The organism is Ulvibacterium sp. (assembly GCF_965228935.1).
GTDB lineage: Bacteria > Bacteroidota > Bacteroidia > Flavobacteriales > Flavobacteriaceae > Ulvibacterium.
In genome coordinates this window covers 4,123,948-4,148,265 of sequence record NZ_OZ245846.1, presented here as the reverse complement: position 1 = coordinate 4,148,265, position 24,318 = coordinate 4,123,948, and the positions used below count along the sequence as shown (strand labels likewise).

Genomic DNA, 24,318 nt, shown 5'->3' with positions numbered 1-24,318 from the left:
CGTCTAATTTTGAGGGGTTCCCTGGTAATGGTACTCATAGTCCGTGACCAAGTTGTTGTCCTGATCGCGCACTTCCTTGAGACGGTTGAAATCGTCATAGATATAATAAATGGTATAGCCCCGGGGATCGGTTATACTGGTTACCCCGATTAGCGGATCATAGGTGTAGGTGGTAACCAGTGCGCCAGCAGCAGCGTTCCTAAGATTGTCCAATGCGTTACGCAGCAAATCCTCGTTTACATCATTAGTATCTGCATTGGAAGCGTTTACCGCTGCATCAATTATTGTTTGAATGCCACTCGCTTCTGTACTTGTGAAATTCTCTAATTTGGCTATGGGGTATTCTTGTTGGTAGCCCCAAATGTAATAGGTATGGGGGCCATCGATTTTTGAGACTACCGAGAGATTTCCCTTGCCGTCATATGAAAAATCAAACTTATTACTAAAATCATGCCCTCCTTTTGAGTAAAAATTTGATTTTAATTTTACTAGATTATTAAACTCGCTTTTATAAGTGTTTTTAGAACGAAAAGTACGTGAGTTATTATTATAAGTTTCTATGAAGATTGGTTCTATTCTATTTTGTTCAACCAATTTTTCGATAGCATTAAGTTCATCTAAAGTAACCGAATTACCAGTAGGGTAGCCATCAACTGAATAGTAATATTTGGTTTTTTCGATTTTGTCACTGCTATTAACAAATTCATGTGCTGTAAGTTTCATATGATTATCGCCATTTTTCTCGTACTCAAAGGTCTTGGTTAATGAAATACTGCCGTCGTTTTTATAATCCGAGACGATTCTTCTAAACACAAAAGGAAAATAACTTTCGACACCCCCAAAATCCATCAAATAATGTGAAGCACCGGCCGCATCAAATGGAAATGTATTACTTGTGGTTCCTAGATGAAAATCGGAAGCATATTTTTTCTCTACCTTAAGGCTATTTATTAATATTTGAGTATGGTTCGGTGGGTTTAGTTCATAGAGATTTTTTTCCTTTTTTGCCAAAGTACCATCCTCTCTGAATTCTGTAGTTTCGAGAAGTAGCCCACGTAGAGCATCTTTGGACACATGGGAATTATCATGATATAAGTCTGAACCATTCTGACCACGATATGGGTATTGTATTTTATTCCCTTCTCCATCTGGATAATTCTCTGAATTGGTAAAACTATATAGTATTTTTCCATTACCGTTTTGACTGACCGTTACACTACTATAGCCAACTAAGCTTCCCTTTGTCAACTCAAAATCATAAATAGGCTGAGAGCTTCTTTTGAGAAACAAATGTTCAAGTAATGTGTTATTTGTTCTATACTCAGAGTAATAGGAATCATTCTGAAAAAAACGCCACCAATTTCTATCTATAAATTGTGCCGTTCTTCCAGAAGAAAAACCGGTGTTGCCATAAGTATATTCTTTAATAATGTCGTTTGAGGTCGACTGCCCATCATGGGTTATCGTCTTATATACACGTAATCCTCCAATAGGACTCTCAAGATTATAGCTTTTATCCCTATATTTATTGATTTCATAAAAGAATTCATTACTACCCCCCGTTGGGTAGATTACTTTTTTTAGTATAGCAGCTTTCATTTTATCTTCGTCGGGGGACCTATCCGCACCGGTAAAAGAAACACCAAGCCTATTACTATTTGGAATCAATGTATTTTGAGTATTATTATTATAAAATCCCCAATAATCTTGACTATTCGAAAATTGGCCAGGGAGTTTGGTCTCTTCATATTTAAATTGATATTTTTTTGGATTGTTGGCACTCGTGCTTTTTTCTTCTAAACCAACGAGTTTTAATCTCGAACTTTCGGATACACTGACATATGGCAATTCTAGAAAAATGGAATAGTCAAACTCAAAGTTTTTCATCGTTTCCAAAGCATTGTTCTTCAATACAATATTTTTCAGTGCATAATTTCCTGGCATATCAGGACGAAGTTGTGTATCCAACACAAATTCAACGGTTCCATTTGCAAAAAAAATTTGGTTTAACGATTTAGGATTTACAACGGTTTGTAAGACAGGAAAAAAACTTGATTGGTCTTTACGAGAATGTATTTCCGGACTGGTATGACAACAGCCTTCATTTCCATACAGATAATAATCATCAAAATATTGATTACTATTAATAGTATGCACGTTCTCTTCTTGGCTACATTCAAAACCATAACTCAATTCGTTATATGTTTTCGATTTTGTTACGACATAATCAAGTCTTTCCTCCACAAAATAGTATTGTTCAATATTTGCTTGACTTTGATAATCAAAGGTTATTTCAGAATTATAGCCAGCGGAACTTATTTTATGGAGATACCAGGTATTGACTACCTTATTTTCTACTCTTGGTATGCTTTGAAGCGGATTATAGTCTTCATCAAGTAAATCTGGTATGGCTTTGAAATCTTCTTTGGATAAGTTCTTGTCCTGATACCCCAAAAACCCTAGTGCCCAAACAGGTTGTATTGTTGATTTTTTTGATATCTCGGTATAGCTTGAATTATTAGGAAACTTATGCACAACTCCATTACTTGTTATAATTTCCCACTCATCAGTAGTTGCCAAAGGGCCAATACCTGGTTTAATAGAAACATCAGTAGCTCCGTTAATTGGTGTTGGTTGCCCAGCCTTATCCAATACAAAGGAACCGGAGGCACCTGGAACGGAATAGTGAAAAATATCCGGTTGTGTATCTCTAAATCTATTCCAAAACACAATCGTGTTAGCCCCTGGTTGTCCATGATTTTCAATTGCAAAAGGAATTTGGGTGATAGCATTTACCAGAGCATATTGGCAAGCCAATTCACAATCGGGTTCTTCAGCTACCGGAAAACGCGAGGTACTGCAATCAATAAGGGCATTGTCCTTTAAGAGTTGCACATAGTCATCCATAACTTTAATGCCATTGTTATTCCCCAAAGGAAACTCCTCATTATGATTCGTGATATCTATCAAGTCATGAAACCGACCTAGGTTCTCTATGTATACATTGCCGTTTGTTGGATTAGTCGCCATAATCAATTCGTCTGGGTTTCCGCGTACTTCTCTGATTATCTGACCACCAGCAACCAGGTTCCAACCTAATCCTACCCAACCCGCATCTTCATTAACTTTAATTCCTGGCTCATGGTATCTAATGGAAATAGGGACTTTCAAATCCTTTTCTTTTATTTCATAAATAGGAATAGCAACGTCTATCATCCCGGTATATAAATCAACCAACTCTTGATTAGAATAGTCATTAAAACTAAACATAGAAGGATTTCGCATAAAGTTTTCAGTCGTGGAAACACCTGGCAGTCTGCTAAATTGCTCTTGGCATGTACCCCTCACCGAAGTAAGTAGAGCTATTGATATAAATAATATTCTTGTTTTCATTTTTCTATTTGTTATTCAGAAATTCATTAGTTCGTTTTTAAACTGATTTTCAAAGTCTTTCAGCTGTTCAATTTGCTTTTGTTGTTGAAGAATGTAAAGTGTAAGTTCCTCGATCTTCTCCAGCAGCAGTTTGTTCATCTCCCCAATCTCTATCCCGTTAGCCTCCACCTCTTTTGCCGAAGGGATATTGATCAAATGACCTTTTTCTTGGATATGTCTTTCCACTTCTTCCAAGGTAGGCAGGTCATATCCCTCCGTAAAGACATAATCGGCCCAGCCGGTCTCTACATTTACTTCTTCTGCACGTATCCTACCACCCACGGCCAATTTCCAGGTGCCGATGGTCGTTGTGCCAATGCCTACATTACCGATGGTATAATTGATATCGTTTCCCGAGCTGTTCCAAACTGTGCCTCCGCCGCCTCCCGAACTGTACGTGGTTACGGACACAGCATTGCTGGCCGTACTTTCATTACCTGCGGCATCCAGGGCCGTAGCCGTAAAATTGTAGTTCGTCCCGGCAGTAAGACCGGTTACCTGGTAGGTACTTACATTGCCCAATGTGACCTCCAACGCCCCGTCCTTGAAAATTTTGTAACCGGTAACGGCGGTATCGTCCGTAGAACCGGACCAGCTTAGATCCGCAGTACTGTCGGTATGGCCGGTACTGGCCAAGGTGGGCGCCGTAGGGGCCTGGGTATCCGAACCGCCGCCAAGGCCCAACAGGTCTTGTACCGTAGGCTCCTGGCCGTTGACCTCATAAATGGTAGGTTCCCAGAAGAATTGGCGGTCCGCCGTATTGGTAGCATAGTACAGATAGGCCCGGTGGCGCATCTGGGAGGAAGTGGACGAAAACTTAAAATCGGTAAGATCTTGCACTTTTACACCGCTCTGGTCATAGATACCTCCCTGACTCACCGTGGAGGAATACCCGCTCTCGTGTAGAAAACCCACCAAAAGGTACCAGGTGTCCAATTGGGGCAGATCACCCAAGAAAAAATAAGGGTTGACATTTAGGCTGCCATCGAGATTAAGACTGTTCCTTGTGTTACCGGAGTCATAGGCGTATAGGCCAAAATATGTATTGCCACTGTTGGAATTCGTTTTTTTTATCCATACCGTAAAGCGATAGGTTTTGGTATGATCTGCAGCCAAATACGTGGTGCCCCATCCGCCGTCCACATCGTTGGCCCCATCCGGGATTACTTTCCATAAAACCGTTTGGTTACCATGGGGGTCGGTTCCCAGTTCCCTTACGTTCTCGGCTTCGGTTCCCTGTAACCAAAAACCTGTGGCACCTCCGGTTCCCACGGTCCAGGTCGACGTATCGAGCAGATTGTTCTGGGCCAGGGAAAATGTCCCTATTAACAGCAAGGAAAATTTTAACATCGTTTTCATTTTTCTATTCTTTTAAGAGGTTTATTTGACCGATTAAATGGTATACGGTCTTTTGTTGTTCAATGGTATACAGCGTCAACTCCTTGATCTTCTCCAGTAGCAGTTTGTTCTTCTCCCCCGAGTTCTGCTTTTGAAGCTCTGAACTGGGTAGATCCATCCGCCCAAGCTTTCGTTGAGATAGTCCCTTGTTCCAAACAGGAATGCCATAGGAAAGGCCTTCCGTTTGAAAACTCCTTTCGCAGGTAGTAACTTGTTGCTAAATAAATCCGATGTGGGAATCCGTGAAATACCGGAGACTTTAAAGAGTGGTACAAATGGACAGCAAATGACCTGTCCAGCGGGGGAAGCTTTCATATCAAGTAGGTTAAATTTGGGGCTGGTACTTAATTAATAAATAGATATTTAAATTACATTTTTTGTAAGATTTGTATTCAAATGTATAGAGTTTATGCTATACATAAAAATGATTTTATGGTTTTTCGACGAAATACATAAACCATATACTCCGTCCAATTTCTGCCCGTTTCTATAATCGTATAATTCTTTTCTCGCTGTATCTATACCTAAATCTAAATGGTTTTCCCATTAAAATGATACTCCGTAAAAAGGAATAATTGCCTTAAACCCAAGCAAAACCTATTTGGATTTTGAAGCCCCAAAGAGGTAAGGGAAGCGAATGGTCAATTACCGATTTAGGATGACCAGAGGGACAACCCGACCTTTGAGACACAAGCATATTGCCGAGTGAGGTTTTGGACTTTGATTCTTTATTTCCCCGGTCATTTTCATATACGTCCGTGATATTGGATTCAAAACCATTTTGAAAAACTATCTTTGCACGCGAATTGGAAAATGGAAACTTTTTCCAAACCTTAAAGCTAACGTCTTCCACAAATGAAAGCAGGTATTGTAGGCCTACCCAATGTAGGCAAGTCCACTCTTTTTAATTGCCTATCCAACGCCAAGGCGCAAAGTGCCAATTTCCCGTTTTGCACTATTGAACCCAATATTGGGGTGGTAAATGTTCCCGATCCGAGGTTGGAAAAACTGGAAGAGTTGGTGAATCCGGAACGCGTAGTACCCGCCACGGTGGAAATCGTGGATATCGCAGGGCTTGTAAAAGGAGCCAGCAAAGGGGAGGGGTTGGGCAACCAGTTCCTGGGAAACATCCGTGAGACCGATGCTATCTTGCACGTATTACGTTGTTTTGATAATGATAATGTAGTCCATGTAGACGGTTCCGTAGACCCTATCCGTGATAAGGAGACCATTGATATGGAACTGCAATTGAAGGATCTGGAAACCGTAGAGAAAAAACTGGACAAGGTAAAACGTGCAGCAAAAACCGGAAATAAGGAAGCTCAGAAGGAAGAGGCCGTGCTAGTAAAATTGAAGGAAGGTTTGGAGGCCGGCATCTCTGTACGGGCCATTTCCATTGAAAAGGAAGCGCGAAAGGAATATATAAGACCTTTACAATTCATAACCGACAAACCCGTGCTATATGTGTGCAATGTGGATGAAGGGTCTGCGGTCTCGGGGAATTCCTATGTGGAAAAAGTACGCAATACCGTAGCCCATGAGGAGGCGGCCATTCTTGTTTTGGCGGTGGGTACGGAAGCGGATATCACGGAACTGGAGACCTATGAAGAACGGCAAATGTTCCTGGAAGACCTTGGACTGGATGAACCGGGTTCCGCGAAACTGATACGAGGGGCCTACAAATTACTAAATCTGGAGACCTATTTTACCGCAGGGGAAAAGGAAGTCCGGGCATGGACCATTCCCGTAGGCGCTACTGCACCCCAGGCCGCCGGGGTAATCCATACCGACTTTGAAAAAGGATTTATCCGCGCCGAGGTCATTTCCTATTCGGATTATGTGCATTATGGTAGCGAGCAAAAAGTAAAGGAAGCCGGTAAAATGCGGGTAGAAGGAAAAGACTACATTGTACAGGATGGGGATGTAATGCATTTTCGGTTCAATGTGTGATATATCGAACAATAAGATTTGGACCTAGATAAGAACTTTACACAATACTGATTAAAACTTTTCCTGCTCAATTTCAAATATTTGTCAATGAGGGTCGTTTAAGGGATATGAAAAAAATTGGAGTTGTCATCTTAATTTTTCTCTTTTTAACCGGGTGTTCCAAATCAGAATCCGAACCCACCGCAGAACCAACCAATGAGGAATTGGAAATTCCGAAAATAACTACTTCTTCAATTAATCAAATCACTGGCAATACGGCTTCTTCAGGTGGGAATATCCAAGAAAATGGTGGAGCCAACGTAGTATCTCGAGGAGTATGTTGGAGTACTTCAACAAATCCTACTATTACGGACAACAAAACTTCAGATGGATCCGGAATCGGAAGTTTTAATAGTCATATATATGGCCTTAATGCGAATACTACCTACTATGTAAGAGCTTATGCAACAAACTCGGTTGGTACAGCATATGGCTCCCAGAAGGAGTTTGTAGCGATAAAGCAAGAGTTTCCCCACAAAGTGTTTGACGGCGATGTCATTCTTCAAAATCAGAATGAAGTGGATAACTTTGCTTCTCAGTTATATACAGAAATCACAGGAAAGTTGTTTATTAGTGGTAGGGAAGAACCTTTTATAGAGGATTTAAGTTCGTTGGAGACCATTAATCGAGTGAGAGGTGATCTCGAAATACAAGAACTTAATATATTGGAAAACTTTAATAGTTTGCCCAACTTGGAAGCAGTAGGAGGCAAACTATCAATAGCGGCCAATACTGGTATCACTAAAATTACGGGACTATCTTCCCTAAAGTCGGTTGGAGGCGAACTTAGGATATACTATAACGGGAGTTTAGAGTCAATAGAGGGCTTAAATAAATTGGAAAATGTTGAATCATTAACCGTTATTGGCAACAAGCCTTTACATGATTTGGGTACATTAAAAAGAATACCTAACATTAAAAAGGACATACAGATTGGTTATAATGCTACTTTGGAACGTATTTCGGGATTTGATGGCATTGAAACGCTGGCAAATGTATTAATCAAAAATAATGACAAGTTGCTATCTATAGATGGCCTCTCCGATTTGACTAGTTTGGAAGAAAGCTTGGTTATTGATGGGAATGATTACCTGGAGATAATAAATGCATTCCAATCCCTAGAATCGATCAAAAAAAACTTTCAAATTACAAAAAATGGCATTTTACCTCGTTTAGAAGGTTTTCCATCGCTAAAAAATATACTTGGCGGTTTCTCTATTCATAAGAATCCGGTTCTTTCCGAGATTAGAGGATTTGAGAGTTTGGAGTCCGTTGATAGACTTTTTGATATCTCGTTCAATGATGGATTGGACACAATTGACTCATTTAACAATTTATTGTCCATTGACGATGAATTGAATATACACGCCAATTTCAACTTACGGATTATTAATGGCTTCAATGGTCTGATAAATATCGGCGAATCGATAGATATATCCCACAATTATGTATTGGAGGAAATTATAGGATTCGATGAAATCAGAAATATTTCGGAAAATATTTGGCTCGTACAAAATGATGGATTAAGGAATTTGGACTGTTTTAAAATGTTAGAATCAGTTGAGTACCTTGAAATAAATGGCTCTGAAGATGTAGTGGATTTGGCTAATTTCGAAAGTCTTGTCGAAGTAACGAGTATTGCTGTTAGACGAAATCAAGGTTTAAAGAACCTAAATGGACTAAATACAGTAACCGGTATTTCTGGAGGCCTCCTTATTTCGGAAAACCCTTTGCTTGAAGACTTGGAAGGTCTATCTAGTCTAAAGTCCATAACCTACGGACTGAGAATTTCAAATAATGCCGTTTTAGACAACCTTAACAACCTTGAAAACCTTGTTAATTGTGGTGCTATTGATATTGTTCAAAACACTCATCTCGTTGATTTTTGTGGCTTACAAAACTTATTCGATAGTGGGTGGAATCAGAATTTGCTTATTAATGAGAATGGATATAATCCGTCCTATAATGACTTAGTTATGGGAAATTGTGCTGAATAGGTTTCCCTTTTCACCTAAGAATTATTTTCAATATTCATGTAGCACATGACCCGCTTAAGTATTAAAACTTCAAACAACGATTTCCAGATGGTAACTGACCATCGTAATCCTGCAAGAAAGGATTGGAGCCCATAAAAGATTCATTTTACCTTTATGGAATGTTTAAAAAGTCGTCCGCTTCGGGTGTTGGAATCCTATTGGCCATTGTAGGGGTAGTGCTCTTTTCCACGAAAGCGGTCATGGTAAAGCTTGCCTATCAATACCGGGTAGACCATGTTACCCTGCTTTTGTTTCGGATGGGCTTTGCCCTTCCTTTTTATATGTTGATCGCGTTATGGAAAAAACCGTTACATCCCAAGGAAATCCAGGTCAAGGACTATGTTTGGGTTCTATTTTTCGGGTTTGTCGGTTACTACCTCGCCAGCCTTTTCGATTTTATAGGGCTACATTATATTAAGGCCGGACTGGAACGGATTATTCTATTCATCTACCCCACTATAGTAGTGTTGCTATCCTGGCTTTTCTTTAGAAAAGTAATAAGCAAGTCCCAAACATGGGCCATTTTGGTTACCTATCTTGGGGTGGTCGTTACTTTCTGGGATGAGATTCAGATTCAAGGTGAATCAGCGGTATGGGGTGGGTTTTTGATTTTTCTTAGCGCAATTACCTATGCCGCTTATTTAGTGGGCAGTGGTTGGTTGATTCCAAAGTTTGGCGTGCTCCAGTTTACTTCCTACGCTATGATCGTTTCGACCCTATGTGTAGGTGTACATTACGGAATTTCAGGTGATTTTGAATTGGCCCATTATCCATGGCAGGTATATGCTTTGGGATTGGCCATGGCACTTTTCGCTACCCTGATCCCCTCATTTTTGGTTTCTGCGGCCATTGAAAGGCTTGGAGCGTCCACTTTTTCCATTTTTGGGAGTCTGGGCCCCATTTCTACCATTGTTTTGGCCTATTTCTTTTTGGATGAACGGATAACGGGCCTTCAGATTTTTGGAATGTTGATCGTAATCGGGGGAGTAAGCCTGGTTTCGGTAAAAGGCAAAGCAAAGAGCTAGGAAGGCAAGGCAAAGGATTTGGACGTAACTCGTTTCAGGTACGGTTTTGCGACTTCGACTCCAATCCTCTGGTCCCGACTATCAACAAATTCCGTACTTTCGTTGTTAATTACTTTCATAGGCACCCATTTTGATTTTTGCCTCGAAATTTTATATTAGCAAGGATAAACCTGCATTAAATGGCTCAAGCACAATATACCGAAGACAATATTCGCTCGCTGGATTGGAAGGAACACATCCGAATGCGTCCCGGAATGTATATCGGTAAATTGGGGGACGGCTCTTCCGCGGATGACGGAATTTACATTCTCCTCAAGGAGGTATTGGACAATTGCATCGATGAGTTTGTCATGGGAGCCGGCAAGACCATTGAAATTTCCATTCAAGGCGAACGGGTAATCGTTCGTGACTATGGTCGCGGCATTCCCTTGGGCAAAGTAGTGGATGTTGTATCCAAAATGAACACCGGCGGAAAATATGATACCCGGGCCTTTAAGAAGTCCGTTGGACTCAATGGCGTAGGTACCAAAGCAGTGAATGCCCTCTCTACCTTTTTTAGAGTGGAATCCACACGGGAGGGCAAATCCAAATCCGCGGAATTTGAAATCGGGGAGCTCAAGAACGAAGAGTTGTTGGAGGAGACCGCAAGAAGGCGTGGGACCAAGGTTACCTTTATCCCGGATGAGTCCATCTTCAAAAAATACAAATACCGAAATGAGTACGTGGAACGCATGGTGAAGAACTATGTGTATCTAAATCCTGGTCTCACTATCGTGTTCAATGGCGAAAAGTTCCATTCCGAAAACGGATTAAAGGACTTGTTGGAGGACAACAATAATGTAGAGGACATGTTGTACCCCATTATTCATTTAAAGGGAAGTGATATCGAGATTGCCATTACCCATAGCAGAACCCAATATAGTGAGGAATACCACTCTTTTGTGAACGGACAGCATACTACTCAGGGAGGTACGCATCAGTCTGCGTTTCGAGAGGCCATAGTAAAGACCATCCGTGATTTCTACGGAAAGAGTTATGACCCCTCGGATATACGGAAATCCATTATTTCGGCAATATCCATTAAGGTCATGGAGCCTGTATTCGAAAGCCAGACCAAGACCAAGTTGGGTTCTACGGATATGGGAGGGGGTTTACCAACTGTGCGGACCTATATCAATGATTTTGTGGGTAGGCAACTGGACAATTATTTACATAAAAACCCGGATACAGCTGAAAAACTACAGCGCAAGATTATACAGGCGGAAAAGGAGCGGAAAGAGCTTTCCGGTATCCGAAAATTGGCACGGGAACGGGCAAAAAAAGCAAGCCTGCACAATAAAAAGCTGAGGGACTGTCGTGTACATTTGGATAACATGAAGAACGATAGGAGATTGGAAAGTACCTTGTTCATCACCGAAGGGGATTCCGCTTCCGGGTCCATAACAAAATCCAGGGATGTGAATACACAGGCAGTGTTCAGTCTCCGTGGAAAGCCTTTGAATTCCTATGGCATGTCCAAAAAAATCGTTTATGAGAACGAGGAATTCAATCTCCTACAGGCAGCACTGAACATAGAGGATTCCATGGAGGAACTGCGCTACAACAATATTGTAATCGCCACGGATGCCGATGTAGATGGAATGCATATCCGGTTGCTGTTAATTACCTTTTTTCTCCAATTCTTCCCGGAACTGATAAAGGAAGGACATTTATACATCCTACAAACCCCTTTGTTCCGGGTCAGAAACAAGAAAGAGACAATATACTGCTATAGTGATGAAGAGAAGATACAGGCCATTGAAAAACTGACCGGGAAGCCTGAGATCACTAGATTCAAGGGCTTGGGAGAAATATCTCCGGATGAGTTCCGGCATTTTATCGGGGATGATATCCGATTGGAACCCGTGATGTTGGATAAGGCGATGTCCATTGAACAGTTGTTGAATTTTTATATGGGCAAGAATACCCCCGATCGTCAAAAGTTCATTATCAATAACCTTAAAGTAGAAGTGGATTTAGTTGAAGATAATCCATTGTAAAACAAAATTATACGTATCTGTTCTGAATGGAAGAGAATGAAGAAGTGAACGAGGCACATGAACAAAGCCCGGATAGCTCCCAGGATACCCTTACCCGGGTTACGGGCATGTATAAGGATTGGTTTCTGGACTATGCTTCCTACGTTATTCTGGAACGGGCCGTACCTGCCATAGAGGACGGATTTAAACCTGTTCAGCGCCGTATTATGCACGCTTTAAAGGAGCTGGATGACGGTCGCTACAACAAGGTGGCCAATGTGGTGGGCCATACCATGCAATACCACCCTCATGGGGATGCCAGTATTGCCGATGCCATGGTACAGATCGGTCAGAAAGATCTGTTGATCGATACCCAGGGAAACTGGGGAAATATCCTAACCGGGGACAGTGCCGCCGCTTCCAGGTACATCGAGGCCCGGCTTTCCAAATTTGCGCTGGAGGTCGTATTTAGCCCTAAGATTACCGAATGGCAGCTTTCCTATGATGGCAGAAAAAAGGAACCCGTCAACTTACCCGTAAAGTTTCCGTTATTATTGGCCCAAGGGGCCGAAGGTATTGCCGTTGGTCTTTCCACCAAGATACTCCCCCATAATTTCAATGAGCTTATCGACGCTTCCATAAAGCATTTGAAAGGACAGCGTTTTAAGTTGTTTCCCGATTTTCCTACCGCCGGTATTATTGACGTGGGCAATTACAATGATGGCCTGCGGGGAGGTAAAATACGTGTCCGGGCCAAAATTTCCCAAAAGGACAAAAACACCTTGGTCATTAACGAAATTCCTTTTGGCACCAATACCTCCTCTTTGATCGACTCCATTCTCAAGGCAAATGATAAGGGAAAAATAAAAATCAAAAAGATAGAGGACAATACGGCGGCCGAAGTTGAAATTCTGGTGCATTTGCCTAGCGGCATCTCTCCGGACAAGACCATTGACGCCCTCTATGCATTTACCTCATGTGAATCGTCCATTTCCCCTTTGGCCTGTATCATCGAGGACAATAAACCTTTGTTTATTGGGATTACCGAAATGTTGAGACGTTCTACGGATGCAACCGTTGAATTGTTGAAGCAAGAACTCGAAATTCAGCTTTCCGAACTTCAAGAGCAATGGCATTTTGCCTCGTTGGAACGCATCTTTATTGAAAACCGTATCTATAGGGATATCGAGGAAGAGGAAACCTGGGAGGGGGTGATAGCCGCCATAGACAAAGGGTTGAAACCCCATATCACACATTTAAAAAGAACGGTCACCGAAGAGGATATCGTACGGTTGACCGAAATTCGAATAAAACGTATTTCCAAGTTCGATTTGGATAAGGCCCAACAACATTTGGAAAGCCTGGAAGAAAAAATTGCCCAGACCCAGCATCATCTGGACAATTTGGTCGATTTTGCGATCGATTATTTCAAGGATTTGAAATCCAAATACGGAAAGGGACGCGAGCGGAAATCGGAAATCCGGGTTTTTGATGATATCGAGGCGACCAAGGTGGTCATACGCAATACCAAACTCTACGTAAACCGGGAAGAGGGTTTTGTCGGTACTTCGCTTCGCCGTGATGAATATGTTACGGATTGTAGCGATATAGATGATATTATCGTTTTCACCAAGGACGGGAAAATGATGGTGACCAAAGTGGATGCCAAAACCTTTGTAGGCAAGAACATTATCCATGTTGCCGTATTCAAGAAAAAGGATAAACGTACCATCTATAATATGATCTATAAAGATGGCAGGGGAGGTGCCACGTACATAAAACGTTTCGCCGTAACCAGTATTACGAGGGACAAGGCCTATGATCTGACCAGTGGCAAGGCCGGTACCGACGTATCCTATTTTTCCGCTAATCCGAATGGCGAAGCCGAAGTGGTAACCGTAAACCTAAGGCAGGTCGGAAGTATCAAAAAATTGAAATGGGATATGGATTTTGCCGATGTGTTGATCAAGGGCAGGGCCTCCAAGGGAAACATCGTAACAAAATACTCGGTAAAACGCATAGAGCTTAAGGAAAAAGGACTATCTACCCTAAAGCCCCGTAAACTCTGGTTCGATGAAACCGTACAGCGTTTGAATATGGATGAGCGCGGAGAATTCCTAGGGGAATTTACCGGGGAGGATCGCTTGCTATTGGTAAATCAAAATGGTCTGGTAAAAACGGTAATCCCCGAGCTTACGCTCCGTTTTGATGATGATATGATCGTCTTGGAGAAATGGGATCCCAACAAACCACTTTCCGCAATCCACTGGGAAGGCGAGAAGGAGCTATTCTACGTAAAGCGATTTTTAGTTGACAACCCGGATAGGGAAGAAATTATCATTACGGACCATGCCAAATCTTACTTGGAAAAAATCTTCACGGATTATCGTCCCAGGGCAGAAATAGTTTTCTCCAAGAAACGGGGGCAGGATCGAAGGGATAATCTAGAAATTAATTTGGAGGAATTCATATCCGTAAAAGGGATTACTGCAATGGGCAACCAACTGACCAAGGAGAAAGTGCTTGAAATCAATGCTTTGGACCCATTGCCCTATGAACCGCCCAAACCTAAGGATACCCTGGATATAGAGGTGGTGGACGAGGAAAATGTAGCTTCGGGAACAACAGGGGACAAATTAAATCCAAATGGAGATGAGGATCAGGGGAAGGGTGATAATGAGCAAACTACCCTTTTTTAAAGCATATATCCAGATATAGACTTCAATGGAATCCATCTTCCGGACATGCAATTATGGCAATACAGGTACGGAGACTTGGATAATTACGGATATATGTTTAAGTAAAGTAAGAAATTATCTTCCAGAAGCTTATAAAGGGTGAACATTTTGTTTTTTTGAAACTAATAGCCTTATATTTAGACCAAACTGATTGTTAGATGGATTTTACCAACCCCCTGGTGTACGGCGTACCCTGTTTTATAGCTTTTATTTTACTGGAATTAACATATAGCAAGACCCATGGGGACGATGATCTATACGATTGGAAAGATTTGTTCGCTAGTGGTTTTATGGGTGTGGGATCGGCAATTTTGGGCCCTCTGTTCAAAGTTATATTTGCCATTGTATTGTTTGAATATACGTATGAATTTTTTAATCCCGAAGTCAATGGGGTTCGGACCAACATCATGGGGTATGCATCTTTTGGCTATGCCTGGTATGTTTGGTTGCTCTGCCAATTGGCGGACGATTTTACCTATTACTGGTTTCACAGGGCCAACCATGAGGTTAGGGTACTTTGGGCCGCGCATATCGTGCATCACTCTTCGGATAATTTTAACCTTGGAACGGCCGTTCGAAACGGTTGGTTTACCATAGTTTACAAACCCTTGTTTTATATGTGGATGCCTGCCATTGGCTTTCCACCGGAAATGGTGATGGTATGTTTGGGTATAGAGGCATTATGGCAATTTCAATTGCACTCCGTATATGTGCCGAAAATGGGCTGGATCGAGAAGATTTTCAACACCCATACCATGCATCAGGTTCATCACGCACAGAACGTTGAATACTTGGACAAAAATCATGGAGGCTTCTTAAATATATTTGACAAGCTGTTCGGAACCTGGAAGGAATTGGACGATGACATCGATGTAAAATATGGGGTAATCCATTCACCTGAGTCCTATAATCCCATGGTCATTCTTACCCATGAGTATAAGGATATTTGGAGGGATCTTAAAAAATCGAAAAAACTTTCCCATAAGTTGATGTATATTTTTGGACCTCCTGGTTGGAGCCATGATGGGAGTACATTGACCGTGCGCCAACAGCAACGCCTTTTTGAAGAGCAGAAAAAGGTAAATCCAAAATTGGCCTTTAGTAGACCCAATTGATCCATTATCGGCCAAGGAGTATATTAATCACTTTGACGACTTTCCAAAGCTTCTTCTTTTTTTCGCAACTTCATATTTAAAAATTCTATGAGCAGGGAAAAGGCGATGGCAAAGTACAGATATCCTTTTGGAATGGCCCCAACTTCTTGGTCAAAAATCCGGGTATGACTTAAATGTGCCGCTTCGGCAATCAACATAAATCCAATAAGTATTAGAAAAGAGAGCGCTAAAAGTTGCATGGAAGGATGCTTGTTGATGAAGACCCGGATGGGATTGGCAAAGACCATCATAATGATGATGGAAATGACAACGGCAATGATCATTACCATTAAGGCGTCCATAGGACTATCTCCTATTCCATTGGTCATACCCACGGCCGTAAGAATGGAATCTATGGAAAAGATGAAATCAATAAGCACTATCTGAACTATGGCGTTTGAAAAGCTGGTGATTTTCTTTGCATCCAATTCGTCCTTGTCGTGCGAAGGCAACTCAACCTTTTCGTGAATTTCCGAAGTACTTTTATAAAGCAGAAACAATCCCCCAAAAAACAGAATCAGCGCCTGACCACTTATTCCTGTGGTGAGCCAAGAGGTATTTATATAATAAAAAGGGTTTTTTAGACCTATTAAAAATGAAACGGCGAACAACAGGATTATTCGCTGTACCATGGCCAGGAGCAAGCCTATATTGGTAGCCTTTTTACGTTGGTTTTGGGGGAGCTTATTGGCCACTATGGATATGAACACAATGTTATCTATCCCAAGCACGATTTCCAAAAATGTTAAGGTCAACAAGGCTACCCAGGCATCCGGGCTTGCAAAAAATTCAAACATATTCAGTTGGTTTTTATAGCTGTTCCTCTAGACTTTTGGCTTTGGCCGACTATACCATACTCAAATGTATAGGAATCATCCGTAGTCGACAATATTTTCATATGTATGGACTTCTCCTCGGATTTGTTCTTTGGATTTATCTTCTTTACAATGTATTCGCAATCATTTATCCAGCGGACGGATGAGGTATCGATTTTTCCCGCGAAGTAGTCGATTTCAATGGAATCATTGCGGACAAAAGTGGTGGTGACCTCCTTCCCATCAATACGAGCGGTAAAGGAAAAGCTCCCTTCCTTAAAGCGTGAACAATCCCTTTGGGGCCCGTAACAGGATGCCATCATAAAAATACCGATCAAGGCGAGTATTGGATTCTTGAACATGAACACAAAATAAGCAAATTAATGACTAGTCTGCGTTATAGATTTTGAAACTTCCATTGGAATAAAGAATAATGATTTTGTCAACGGATTTAAGATTACCATCGATTTTTACATTTTGCGCTTTTACGATAGGTGATGGGGTATGGACATCTTTTTCCGCGGACATCAAGGGAAAATTTCCCTTTCCCTTAACAAGCCAATATAAATCCACTTCGGGGAAAGTGTCAACAACTTTAAGTACAAATTCGAGACTTGGCTTATTGCGTCCCGTGAGCAAATGGGAAATACTGGACCGCTGCACACCGATCCTGTCCGCAAACGCGGAAGCGGAAAGATCGTAATAGCGTAGCAACTTCCTCAGCCGTTTTGTAAAATCCTCCTGATTTACCATTGTGATCAATTTTAGCACTCTAGCGCAGCCATCAAAGTAAAATAGAAGTAAAAGCGGTTGTATTTACTTAAAAAATAATTACTTAATGTTTAGGTAAAACAATTTAAAATATTGATAAACAAATAGTTAAATAAAAAACCTAAACCATGCCACAAATCTGTATACAAATGTACAAATCATTGGAAATAAAATGTATAATAATGTAACATATATGAATACAATTGTAACTACCAATGGTGTTACCTTTGTAGCGTAGCAAGTAGGCCCTATGCATTTTCAGAACCTATATTATCCGAAAATCAAGGAAAAGAACATCCTAGGACGCTATGTGACCCATGATCAAATAGCAGGGTTTCTAAATAGGATGTCCGAACCATTTCAGGTGGATACTGTAGGATGGTCCGTTGAAGGGCGTTCTATTGAAAGTATCACTTTGGGTTCGGGCAAGCAAAGGATATTGATGTGGTCCCAAATGCATGGTAACGAGTCTACCACGACCAAAGCGGTTTTAGATCTCGTAAGTTTTTTAGGTTCTGAAGAAGTAGAAGCTTTTAGAATTTTAGATGAATGTACCTTAAAGATTATTCCGATGCTTAATCCGGATGGCGCCCAAGTCTATACCCGTGTCAATGCCAATAGGGTTGATCTTAATAGGGATGCCAAAAGGCTCACGCAACCTGAGAGTAGATCGCTTCGGATGGTATATGAAGATTTTCGACCCCATTATTGTCTGAATCTCCATGATCAGCGTACCATATTTAACGTGGGCAACACCCCAAAACCAGCTACGGTTTCTTTTCTTGCACCGGCCAGTGACGAGCAACGGAGCATTACGGAATCCCGACGAAAGAGTATGTTACTCATAAGTGCTATTGATCATGGCTTAAATTCCTATGTCCCCGGACAAATAGGAAGGTATGACGATACTTACAATGCCAATTGTGTTGGGGATACCTTTCAGACCTTGGGAACGCCAACGGTTTTGTTTGAAGCAGGGCACTTTGCCAATGATTATGAACGTGAGCACACGAGAGCCTATATTTTTTATGCCCTGTTTTTGGCCTTGGATACCATTCGTGAAGAGGGATTTAGAAAATTTAATGAATCGGATTACTTCAACATACCGGAAAACAATAAGTTGTTTTTTGATGTCTTGATCCGCAATGCCGAATCCATCGATGCATCATTCCATGGGAAAGATAGCATAGGCATTTTGTATAAGGAGGTGTTGAAAAATGGGAAAATACACTTCGTTCCTAAAATTGAAATGATGGGCGACTTAAAGAATCATTTTGGTCACCAAACATACAACTGTTTAAATAACAATGACTTAAAACTTTTGAAACGACAACCCTTTTGGGAGGACATTACCAGCTAGTTTTATATTAATTTGTCAAAAAATATACTTTTATTACGTTTTCGTTAAAAAAACATAAGTTTTACTGCGTTTAATTTCTTAATTTTTTATTTTTGCCGTAAATATATAGATATGGGTAAAGTAAAATTGGATGAAATAGATCACCAGATTTTGGATATGTTGATAGACAACACCAGAACACCATTTACGGATATCGCCAAAAAGCTTCTGATTTCTGCAGGAACGGTTCACGTTAGGGTCAAAAAGATGGAAGAGGCCGGTATCATCAAGGGGTCTTCGCTAACTCTGGACTATGTACAATTGGGCTATGCCTTCATTGCCTATGTTGGAATATTTTTGGAAAAAACACATCAGACCAAATTTGTGATCGAGCGTTTGGAGCAAATACCCAACGTTACAATTGCCCATATCACAACTGGTAAGTTCAATATTTTCTGTAAAATCCGCGCAAAGGATACTACACATGCCAAAAACATTATATTCAGAATCGATGATATAGATGGTATCAGTAGAACCGAGACCATGATTTCCTTGGAGGAAAGCTTCAATGACAAAAAGCGGTTGATGCATACTATTTTCAACGAACTATAAGAAGCTTCAAGACTTCTCTTCAATTAACTACGCTCATAGCGGATCAGTACAAAATCCATGAAAACCTCCGAAATACATTTAGCGGACAGTGATGTATTCTATAAAACCTACATAGATGTCCTAGGTGAGGTGGAACTGATGGATTTTCTACAAAGGCAATTGGAAAACTTTCCCCAATTCATCAATAGTATCCCGGATAGTAAATGGCACTATGCTTATGAAGACCAAAAATGGACCGTTTCCGAAGTCTTGCTGCACGTAATCGATGCGGAGCGGGTCTTCCAATATAGGGCCTTGCGCTTTGCACGGGGCGACAAAACGGAGTTACCCGGTTTTGATCAAGATCTATATGTAAAATATTCAGGGGCGGATAGACGATCTAAGGAAAGTCTTATTGAGGAGTACAGGGTAGTAAGGCGTTCCTCAATTGCGCTTTTTAGCAGTTTGGACAGGCAAAGGCTTAGCGCAAAAGGTACGGCCAGTGATATGTCTTGGAGCGTAGCTGCCTTGGGATTTGTGATATGCGGACATCAAAAGCACCATCGCAATGTCCTAAGGGAACGATACTTATAGGGATCAATCAAAATCCCTCTCGTCGTCCAATTCAGTATCAGGACTTATTTCAGTTTCCATCTCCGGAGCATCGACTTCCTCCAAAACAGGTTCCGACTTTGAATCCAGCTCCTTTTCTATAGTATCCTCAAAGTTGGAAATGAAACTGGAAAGAGACTTACTGATCTTTACCAAGTAAAGAATGTCCTGGGTTCTCAACTCAACGGCCTCTACAATTTCGCCATGTGCATTTTTAAAGGTAATGATATCATCGTCCCCGTAACCATCCGGATACGTTTCGATAAGCAAGGCAGCCAAAGTGTGATTCAATTTTTTGTAATCAACCAATTTTCGTATCATAATTAGGTCAGATTTAATTTGGGCATTAAACAGGACCTAAACTATATATTTTTTTTATTGGAAAACGTGAAGAGTTGTCAATCCTTCTTTTTAGTATATGTATGTCCTATTCTTTGAAGTAAGAGAAAGCGGAATGGAAGAGGTCGTCCGGTATTTTAACATCCACTACCGGTTCGGCAATACGCTTTAACAGTACAAAATTGATAGTCCCGTAGGCGTTTTTTTTGTCAAACTTCAATAAATTCAAAATACGGTCTATATCCTCGTCCGAAAATTCCGGTTTGGGGTACTTGGAGAGAAAAACGGCCTTTATATCCTCCAGTTGGTTTTTTGGGAGCCCCATCAACTTAAAGGAAAGATAGGCTTCCAAGATCATCCCGACGGCAATGGATTCACCGTGCAAAAGCGTTTCATGTTTTTCGCTCTCCAAAAAATAGGATTCGATGGCATGACCCAAAGTATGGCCAAAATTCAATATTTTTCGTATGTTTTGTTCCGTGGGGTCTTGAAGGACGACATTGTTTTTAATGACCACCGAAGTATGGATCAAAGTATCCATTGTACTGAAATCGGAAACGGATTTTAGGGTATCCCAATAGACGGCGTCCTGAATGAGTCCGTGCTTCAACATCTCGGCAAAACCGCTTTGCATTTGCCTTTCTTCCAAGGTTTTTAGAAACTCCGGTAGTACCAAGACCATTTTGGGCTGATTGATTACCCCGATCTGGTTTTTGAGGGATCCCAAATCAACACCGGTCTTGCCGCCGACAGAAGCATCTACCATGGACAAAAGGGTAGTGGGTACATTTATAAAATCGATACCTCTTTTAAAGGTAGAGGCTACAAATCCGCCTAAATCCGTGAGCACTCCCCCTCCCAAATTTATGAGCAAACTTTTTCTATCCCCATCAAATTCCGATAAAGCATTCCAGACTTTCACACAGGTTTGGATGTCTTTATGTATTTCCCCGGATTCGATTTCCAAGACCTCAAAATTAAACTCCGTACCAAGCCCATTACAAAATAGGGTCAGACAATGTTCCCGGGTATTCTCGTCAACAAGGATAAAAATTTTGGAATAGCGCACTTTGGATAAGTGCTTGTCCAACGCATCATAAGCCTCTTGGTTAAAATGCACGGCGTATGAAGAAGTGATAATGGATTCCATCAGAAGTTGAATATTAATTTTCGCCGACACGAAAATTTTTGTGCTTTTAGGGATACAAAATAAAGGTTATTTTTTATCAATGGAATACAATTTCTGTCTTTATATTTGATTCGGTTTGAAATCTATGAAAATGGATCGGATTTTTGAAAACACCGCTACGGCTTTTGCCCTAAAAACAGATTCGGAATTGGAGCGGGCCTATTTCCTCTTTAAGATGATCGCCAATGAACCGTTGGTAAAAATAGGGACAGTGGTGACCAACTTTGCCATAAAGGCACACTTACCCGTGGAAGGGTTGATCCGTGCCACGGTCTTTGACCATTTTTGCGGAGGCGTAAGCGAAGAGGACTGTATGCCCTTAGTGGATAAAATGTGGGAAAAGGGCGTGTGTTCGGTGTTGGATTATTCGGTTGAAGGTAAGGACGAAGAGGATCCCTTGGATAATGCCTTGGCAAAAGTTTTGAACGTTTTGGATTTTGTAAAGGAAAAGGGTGCTATCCCTTTTGCCGTTTTTAAACCTACAGGATTCGGACGTTTTGCCCTTTTTCAAAAAATCAGCGAAGGCAATTCCCTTACCACAACTGAAAAGGCGGAATGGGAGCGGGTAGTGAATCGTTATGAGACAGTTTGCAAAAAAGCGCATGATCTTGGAGTTTCCCTTTTGATAGATGCCGAGGAAAGTTGGATACAGGATGCTGCCGACCGTCTTGCCGAGGATATGATGCGAAAATTCAACAAAGAGAGACCGCTTATTTTCAATACGCTGCAGATGTACCGCTGGGATCGGATGGACTATTTAAAAGGACTCCAAAAAAGGGCTGAAAGGGATGATTTCAAAATCGGGATTAAAGTTGTACGGGGCGCTTATATGGAAAAGGAAAATGAACGGGCCGAAAATCTGGGATATTCCAGTCCCATTTGTGCCTCAAAAAAGGAGACCGACCTAAATTTTGATACTGCGGTCGGCTATATGCTAGATCATCTGGATACCATTTCCATATTCTCGGGAACGCATAATGAAGAAAGTAATTATAAATTGTTAAAGCTGATCCAAAAAAGGGGTATCTCCAATTCCGACCCTCGAATTTGGTTTGGACAGTTGTTGGGAATGAGCGACCACATTACTTTTAATTTGGGAAAAGGGGGCTATAATGTGGCCAAGTATTTGCCCTTTGGCCCCGTGAGGGATGTAATGCCCTATTTGATACGCCGTGCCGAAGAGAACACCTCCGTCGTAGGGCAGACCAATAGGGAATTGGAATTGTTGAAAAAAGAACGGAAACGACGAAAAATTTAGAACAGGATGTTTTCAAGGATAGCCTTGTTCCTACAGTTACGTACCCTTAGTACGGCATTTTTTCCTTTTGCGGTCCCTTCTATAAAGTAAACTTTGCAAGGCTCGGATTTTGTGTCGCTCTTTCCAAAATCAATGTTTCCATCGTTCAAAAAATAATGGATATCCGTCGAATCCACTACTTGGGAAGTTAGTAGCCCATTTATTTCATGGGAATAGGAAATAGGTTTAGATCTAATATCCTTTAAGACCCTACAATTGGGAAAGTAACAAAATTCGGTTCCTGTCCCGTCCGTTTTTTTCTTCAGGAAAAACGTCAAAAATACCAGTCCCACGGACAGGCCCAATAGAAAGAATCCCAAGCGTTTTAAAAAGGGCATATTAAAAAATAAGGAAATTGATATCGCTATATTGAAGATCAAACCATTCCCCAACGGATTTGTTGGTAAGTATCCCATGATACAGATAAAGACCATTGCGCAGTCCTTTATCGAATCTTAGCGAATTTTCCAGTCCTCCATCCTCACCAAGTTTAAGTAGATAGGGCGTAAAGATGTTGCTTATGGAAATGGAGGCCGTTTTTGGATAACGGGAAGGTATGTTGGGGACGCCATAATGTATAACACCGTATTTTTCAATGGTCGGTTTGTTGTGACTTGTAATTTCGCTGGTTTCAAAACATCCGCCCATGTCAATGCTCACATCGATAATTACGGCACCCTTCTTCATATGTTCCACCATGGTACTGGTTACGACCACCGGTGTACGATCCTTGCCCCGGGTAGCACCAATAGCGACATCACATCTTTTTAAGGCCTTCAATAAATTTTTAGGCTGAATGGTGGAAGTATAGACCGTTTGTTTTAGGTTGGTCTGAATGTTCCTCAATTTGGTAATGGAGTTATCGAATACCTTTACATTGGCTCCCAATCCCAGGGCCGACCGGGCCGCAAATTCGCCAACTGTTCCAGCCCCTATGATAACCACTTCTACCGGGGGGACGCCACTGATGTTTCCGAACATAAGGCCATTTCCCTTGTTGGTGGCTGCCATAATTTCCGAAGCGATGAGCACAGAGGAAATCCCCGCGATTTCACTCAAAGATCGAACGGCCGGATGTTTGCCGTCCTCATCCCGAATATATTCAAAGGCAATGGCGGTAATCCGCTTTTTTGCCATTTCCTCAAAATAGCTCTTGGATTGCGTTTTAATCTGTAACGCCGAAATTACGGTAGACTGTGGGTTCAACAGAGCAATTTCCGAAAGGCTGGGAGGCTCTACCTTTAAAAGTAGGGGGCAGGAGAATATTTTTTTGGTGTCCCTGGTAATTTCCGCTCCCGCATTGGTATAATCCATATCGGAGAAATGGGCTCCCTCTCCGGCACCGGATTCGATAAGAACACGATGGCCATGGGCCGTAATGGCATTTACTGCATCGGGTGTAAGGCAGATCCGTTTTTCCTGATATTGGTTTTCTTTGGGAATGCCTATGAACAACTCCCCTTTTTGCTGTAGGACTTCCAATTTTTCTTCCTGGGGAAGCAGTTGCTGTTTACTAAAGGGAGAGGTTGGTTGATTCATAAAATGACTTCTATCCAAATGTTTTTTGGATTGAAA

At 41.4% G+C, this 24,318-nt stretch carries 21 protein-coding genes; 10 read left to right on the top strand and 11 right to left on the bottom strand.

Annotated features, from left to right (window positions below; translation table 11 throughout):
* Positions 1 to 3 precede the first annotated feature (3 nt).
* The 3 genes from ACO06Y_RS17665 to ACO06Y_RS17655 are packed head-to-tail and all read right to left on the bottom strand — an operon-like array spanning position 4 to position 4,948.
* On the bottom strand, positions 4 to 3,393 hold the full coding sequence (locus tag ACO06Y_RS17665; protein WP_422080336.1) for a hypothetical protein: 3,390 nt from the start codon (positions 3,391 to 3,393) through the stop codon (positions 4 to 6).
* Between the two features lie 15 nt (positions 3,394 to 3,408).
* On the bottom strand, positions 3,409 to 4,791 hold the full coding sequence (locus ACO06Y_RS17660; RefSeq protein ID WP_422080335.1) for a fibronectin type III domain-containing protein: 1,383 nt from the start codon (positions 4,789 to 4,791) through the stop codon (positions 3,409 to 3,411).
* Positions 4,792 to 4,795: 4 nt separating this feature from the next.
* Positions 4,796 to 4,948, bottom strand: coding sequence for a hypothetical protein (locus tag ACO06Y_RS17655; RefSeq protein WP_422080334.1), 153 nt, complete (start codon positions 4,946 to 4,948; stop codon positions 4,796 to 4,798).
* Between the two features lie 737 nt (positions 4,949 to 5,685).
* Here ACO06Y_RS17655 and ychF point away from each other — a divergent pair.
* The 3 genes from ychF to ACO06Y_RS17640 all read left to right on the top strand — a co-directional run bounded on the left by ychF (position 5,686) and on the right by ACO06Y_RS17640 (position 9,880).
* Positions 5,686 to 6,780: a redox-regulated ATPase YchF gene (gene ychF / locus ACO06Y_RS17650; protein WP_422080333.1), complete on the top strand. Its 1,095-nt coding sequence runs from the start codon at positions 5,686 to 5,688 to the stop codon at positions 6,778 to 6,780.
* A gap of 107 nt (positions 6,781 to 6,887) precedes the next feature.
* Positions 6,888 to 8,816 (top strand): fimbrillin family protein, encoded by a 1,929-nt coding sequence (locus ACO06Y_RS17645; RefSeq protein WP_422080332.1) that lies wholly within the window; start codon positions 6,888 to 6,890, stop codon positions 8,814 to 8,816.
* A 158-nt stretch (positions 8,817 to 8,974) separates the two neighbouring features.
* Positions 8,975 to 9,880, top strand: coding sequence for a DMT family transporter (locus ACO06Y_RS17640; protein ID WP_422080331.1), 906 nt, complete (start codon positions 8,975 to 8,977; stop codon positions 9,878 to 9,880).
* On the opposite strand, the gene ACO06Y_RS17635 is transcribed toward ACO06Y_RS17640, so the two are convergent.
* The gene (locus ACO06Y_RS17635; protein ID WP_422080330.1) at positions 9,877 to 9,999 is read right to left on the bottom strand and encodes a hypothetical protein; all 123 of its coding nucleotides are present in this window, start codon (positions 9,997 to 9,999) and stop codon (positions 9,877 to 9,879) included. The two genes, ACO06Y_RS17640 and ACO06Y_RS17635, sit on opposite strands and share 4 nt — an antisense overlap.
* 60 nt (positions 10,000 to 10,059) lie before the next feature.
* Between ACO06Y_RS17635 and ACO06Y_RS17630 the strand changes: the two genes are divergently transcribed.
* The 3 genes from ACO06Y_RS17630 to ACO06Y_RS17620 all read left to right on the top strand — a co-directional run bounded on the left by ACO06Y_RS17630 (position 10,060) and on the right by ACO06Y_RS17620 (position 15,751).
* Complete coding sequence (locus ACO06Y_RS17630) at positions 10,060 to 11,919, top strand: DNA topoisomerase IV subunit B (protein WP_422080329.1); 1,860 nt, start codon at positions 10,060 to 10,062, stop codon at positions 11,917 to 11,919.
* A gap of 26 nt (positions 11,920 to 11,945) precedes the next feature.
* A complete protein-coding gene (locus ACO06Y_RS17625) occupies positions 11,946 to 14,597 on the top strand; it encodes a DNA gyrase/topoisomerase IV subunit A (protein ID WP_422080328.1) in 2,652 nt (883 codons plus the stop codon).
* Between the two features lie 197 nt (positions 14,598 to 14,794).
* A complete protein-coding gene (locus ACO06Y_RS17620) occupies positions 14,795 to 15,751 on the top strand; it encodes a sterol desaturase family protein (protein WP_422080327.1) in 957 nt (318 codons plus the stop codon).
* A gap of 23 nt (positions 15,752 to 15,774) precedes the next feature.
* On the opposite strand, the gene ACO06Y_RS17615 is transcribed toward ACO06Y_RS17620, so the two are convergent.
* The 3 genes from ACO06Y_RS17615 to ACO06Y_RS17605 are packed head-to-tail and all read right to left on the bottom strand — an operon-like array spanning position 15,775 to position 17,358.
* Positions 15,775 to 16,587, bottom strand: a complete 813-nt coding sequence (locus tag ACO06Y_RS17615; RefSeq protein ID WP_422080326.1) for a TerC family protein — start codon at positions 16,585 to 16,587, stop codon at positions 15,775 to 15,777.
* Positions 16,588 to 16,589: 2 nt separating this feature from the next.
* Positions 16,590 to 16,967: a DNA topoisomerase IV gene (locus ACO06Y_RS17610; RefSeq protein ID WP_422080325.1), complete on the bottom strand. Its 378-nt coding sequence runs from the start codon at positions 16,965 to 16,967 to the stop codon at positions 16,590 to 16,592.
* Between the two features lie 25 nt (positions 16,968 to 16,992).
* Positions 16,993 to 17,358: a helix-turn-helix domain-containing protein gene (locus tag ACO06Y_RS17605; protein ID WP_422080324.1), complete on the bottom strand. Its 366-nt coding sequence runs from the start codon at positions 17,356 to 17,358 to the stop codon at positions 16,993 to 16,995.
* 268 nt (positions 17,359 to 17,626) lie between these two features.
* Here ACO06Y_RS17605 and ACO06Y_RS17600 point away from each other — a divergent pair, with 268 nt between their 5' ends.
* The 3 genes from ACO06Y_RS17600 (at position 17,627) to ACO06Y_RS17590 (ending at position 19,900) form a co-directional block, all read left to right on the top strand.
* Positions 17,627 to 18,736, top strand: coding sequence for a M14 family metallopeptidase (locus ACO06Y_RS17600; protein ID WP_422080323.1), 1,110 nt, complete (start codon positions 17,627 to 17,629; stop codon positions 18,734 to 18,736).
* A 111-nt stretch (positions 18,737 to 18,847) separates the two neighbouring features.
* On the top strand, positions 18,848 to 19,327 hold the full coding sequence (locus tag ACO06Y_RS17595) for an Lrp/AsnC family transcriptional regulator (RefSeq protein WP_120711134.1): 480 nt from the start codon (positions 18,848 to 18,850) through the stop codon (positions 19,325 to 19,327).
* Between the two features lie 57 nt (positions 19,328 to 19,384).
* Positions 19,385 to 19,900 (top strand): DinB family protein, encoded by a 516-nt coding sequence (locus ACO06Y_RS17590; protein WP_422080322.1) that lies wholly within the window; start codon positions 19,385 to 19,387, stop codon positions 19,898 to 19,900.
* Positions 19,901 to 19,903: 3 nt separating this feature from the next.
* On the opposite strand, the gene ACO06Y_RS17585 is transcribed toward ACO06Y_RS17590, so the two are convergent.
* Together ACO06Y_RS17585 and aroB are read right to left on the bottom strand one after the other, a co-directional pair.
* Positions 19,904 to 20,239 carry a hypothetical protein gene (locus ACO06Y_RS17585; RefSeq protein WP_422080321.1) on the bottom strand — a complete coding sequence of 112 codons (336 nt, stop codon included), beginning with the start codon at positions 20,237 to 20,239 and terminating at the stop codon, positions 19,904 to 19,906.
* Positions 20,240 to 20,345: 106 nt separating this feature from the next.
* Positions 20,346 to 21,407: a 3-dehydroquinate synthase gene (gene aroB / locus ACO06Y_RS17580; RefSeq protein ID WP_422080320.1), complete on the bottom strand. Its 1,062-nt coding sequence runs from the start codon at positions 21,405 to 21,407 to the stop codon at positions 20,346 to 20,348.
* Between the two features lie 130 nt (positions 21,408 to 21,537).
* Here aroB and ACO06Y_RS17575 point away from each other — a divergent pair, with 130 nt between their 5' ends.
* Positions 21,538 to 22,704 (top strand): proline dehydrogenase family protein, encoded by a 1,167-nt coding sequence (locus ACO06Y_RS17575; RefSeq protein ID WP_422080319.1) that lies wholly within the window; start codon positions 21,538 to 21,540, stop codon positions 22,702 to 22,704.
* Here ACO06Y_RS17575 and ACO06Y_RS17570 read toward each other — a convergent pair.
* Positions 22,701 to 23,081 carry a DUF4258 domain-containing protein gene (locus ACO06Y_RS17570; protein WP_422080318.1) on the bottom strand — a complete coding sequence of 127 codons (381 nt, stop codon included), beginning with the start codon at positions 23,079 to 23,081 and terminating at the stop codon, positions 22,701 to 22,703. The genes ACO06Y_RS17575 and ACO06Y_RS17570 overlap by 4 nt on opposite strands.
* 1 nt (position 23,082) lies before the next feature.
* Positions 23,083 to 24,282 carry an alanine dehydrogenase gene (locus ACO06Y_RS17565; protein ID WP_422080317.1) on the bottom strand — a complete coding sequence of 400 codons (1,200 nt, stop codon included), beginning with the start codon at positions 24,280 to 24,282 and terminating at the stop codon, positions 23,083 to 23,085.
* Positions 24,283 to 24,318: the final 36 nt, after the last annotated feature.

Coding starts and splice junctions, on each gene's coding strand:
- ychF (WP_422080333.1), top strand. CDS start 5,686: ATGAAAGCAGGTATTGTAGGCCTACCCAATGTAGGCAAGTCCACTCTT.
- aroB (WP_422080320.1), bottom strand. CDS start 21,407: ATGGAATCCATTATCACTTCTTCATACGCCGTGCATTTTAACCAAGAG.
- ACO06Y_RS17655 (WP_422080334.1), bottom strand. CDS start 4,948: ATGGATCTACCCAGTTCAGAGCTTCAAAAGCAGAACTCGGGGGAGAAG.
- ACO06Y_RS17630 (WP_422080329.1), top strand. CDS start 10,060: ATGGCTCAAGCACAATATACCGAAGACAATATTCGCTCGCTGGATTGG.
- ACO06Y_RS17625 (WP_422080328.1), top strand. CDS start 11,946: ATGGAAGAGAATGAAGAAGTGAACGAGGCACATGAACAAAGCCCGGAT.
- ACO06Y_RS17575 (WP_422080319.1), top strand. CDS start 21,538: ATGGATCGGATTTTTGAAAACACCGCTACGGCTTTTGCCCTAAAAACA.
- ACO06Y_RS17605 (WP_422080324.1), bottom strand. CDS start 17,358: ATGGTAAATCAGGAGGATTTTACAAAACGGCTGAGGAAGTTGCTACGC.
- ACO06Y_RS17660 (WP_422080335.1), bottom strand. CDS start 4,791: ATGAAAACGATGTTAAAATTTTCCTTGCTGTTAATAGGGACATTTTCC.
- ACO06Y_RS17585 (WP_422080321.1), bottom strand. CDS start 20,239: ATGATACGAAAATTGGTTGATTACAAAAAATTGAATCACACTTTGGCT.
- ACO06Y_RS17640 (WP_422080331.1), top strand. CDS start 8,975: ATGTTTAAAAAGTCGTCCGCTTCGGGTGTTGGAATCCTATTGGCCATT.
- ACO06Y_RS17565 (WP_422080317.1), bottom strand. CDS start 24,282: ATGAATCAACCAACCTCTCCCTTTAGTAAACAGCAACTGCTTCCCCAG.
- ACO06Y_RS17635 (WP_422080330.1), bottom strand. CDS start 9,999: ATGAAAGTAATTAACAACGAAAGTACGGAATTTGTTGATAGTCGGGAC.
- ACO06Y_RS17595 (WP_120711134.1), top strand. CDS start 18,848: ATGGGTAAAGTAAAATTGGATGAAATAGATCACCAGATTTTGGATATG.
- ACO06Y_RS17665 (WP_422080336.1), bottom strand. CDS start 3,393: ATGAAAACAAGAATATTATTTATATCAATAGCTCTACTTACTTCGGTG.
- ACO06Y_RS17615 (WP_422080326.1), bottom strand. CDS start 16,587: ATGTTTGAATTTTTTGCAAGCCCGGATGCCTGGGTAGCCTTGTTGACC.
- ACO06Y_RS17600 (WP_422080323.1), top strand. CDS start 17,627: ATGCATTTTCAGAACCTATATTATCCGAAAATCAAGGAAAAGAACATC.
- ACO06Y_RS17610 (WP_422080325.1), bottom strand. CDS start 16,967: ATGTTCAAGAATCCAATACTCGCCTTGATCGGTATTTTTATGATGGCA.
- ACO06Y_RS17590 (WP_422080322.1), top strand. CDS start 19,385: ATGAAAACCTCCGAAATACATTTAGCGGACAGTGATGTATTCTATAAA.
- ACO06Y_RS17620 (WP_422080327.1), top strand. CDS start 14,795: ATGGATTTTACCAACCCCCTGGTGTACGGCGTACCCTGTTTTATAGCT.
- ACO06Y_RS17645 (WP_422080332.1), top strand. CDS start 6,888: ATGAAAAAAATTGGAGTTGTCATCTTAATTTTTCTCTTTTTAACCGGG.
- ACO06Y_RS17570 (WP_422080318.1), bottom strand. CDS start 23,081: ATGCCCTTTTTAAAACGCTTGGGATTCTTTCTATTGGGCCTGTCCGTG.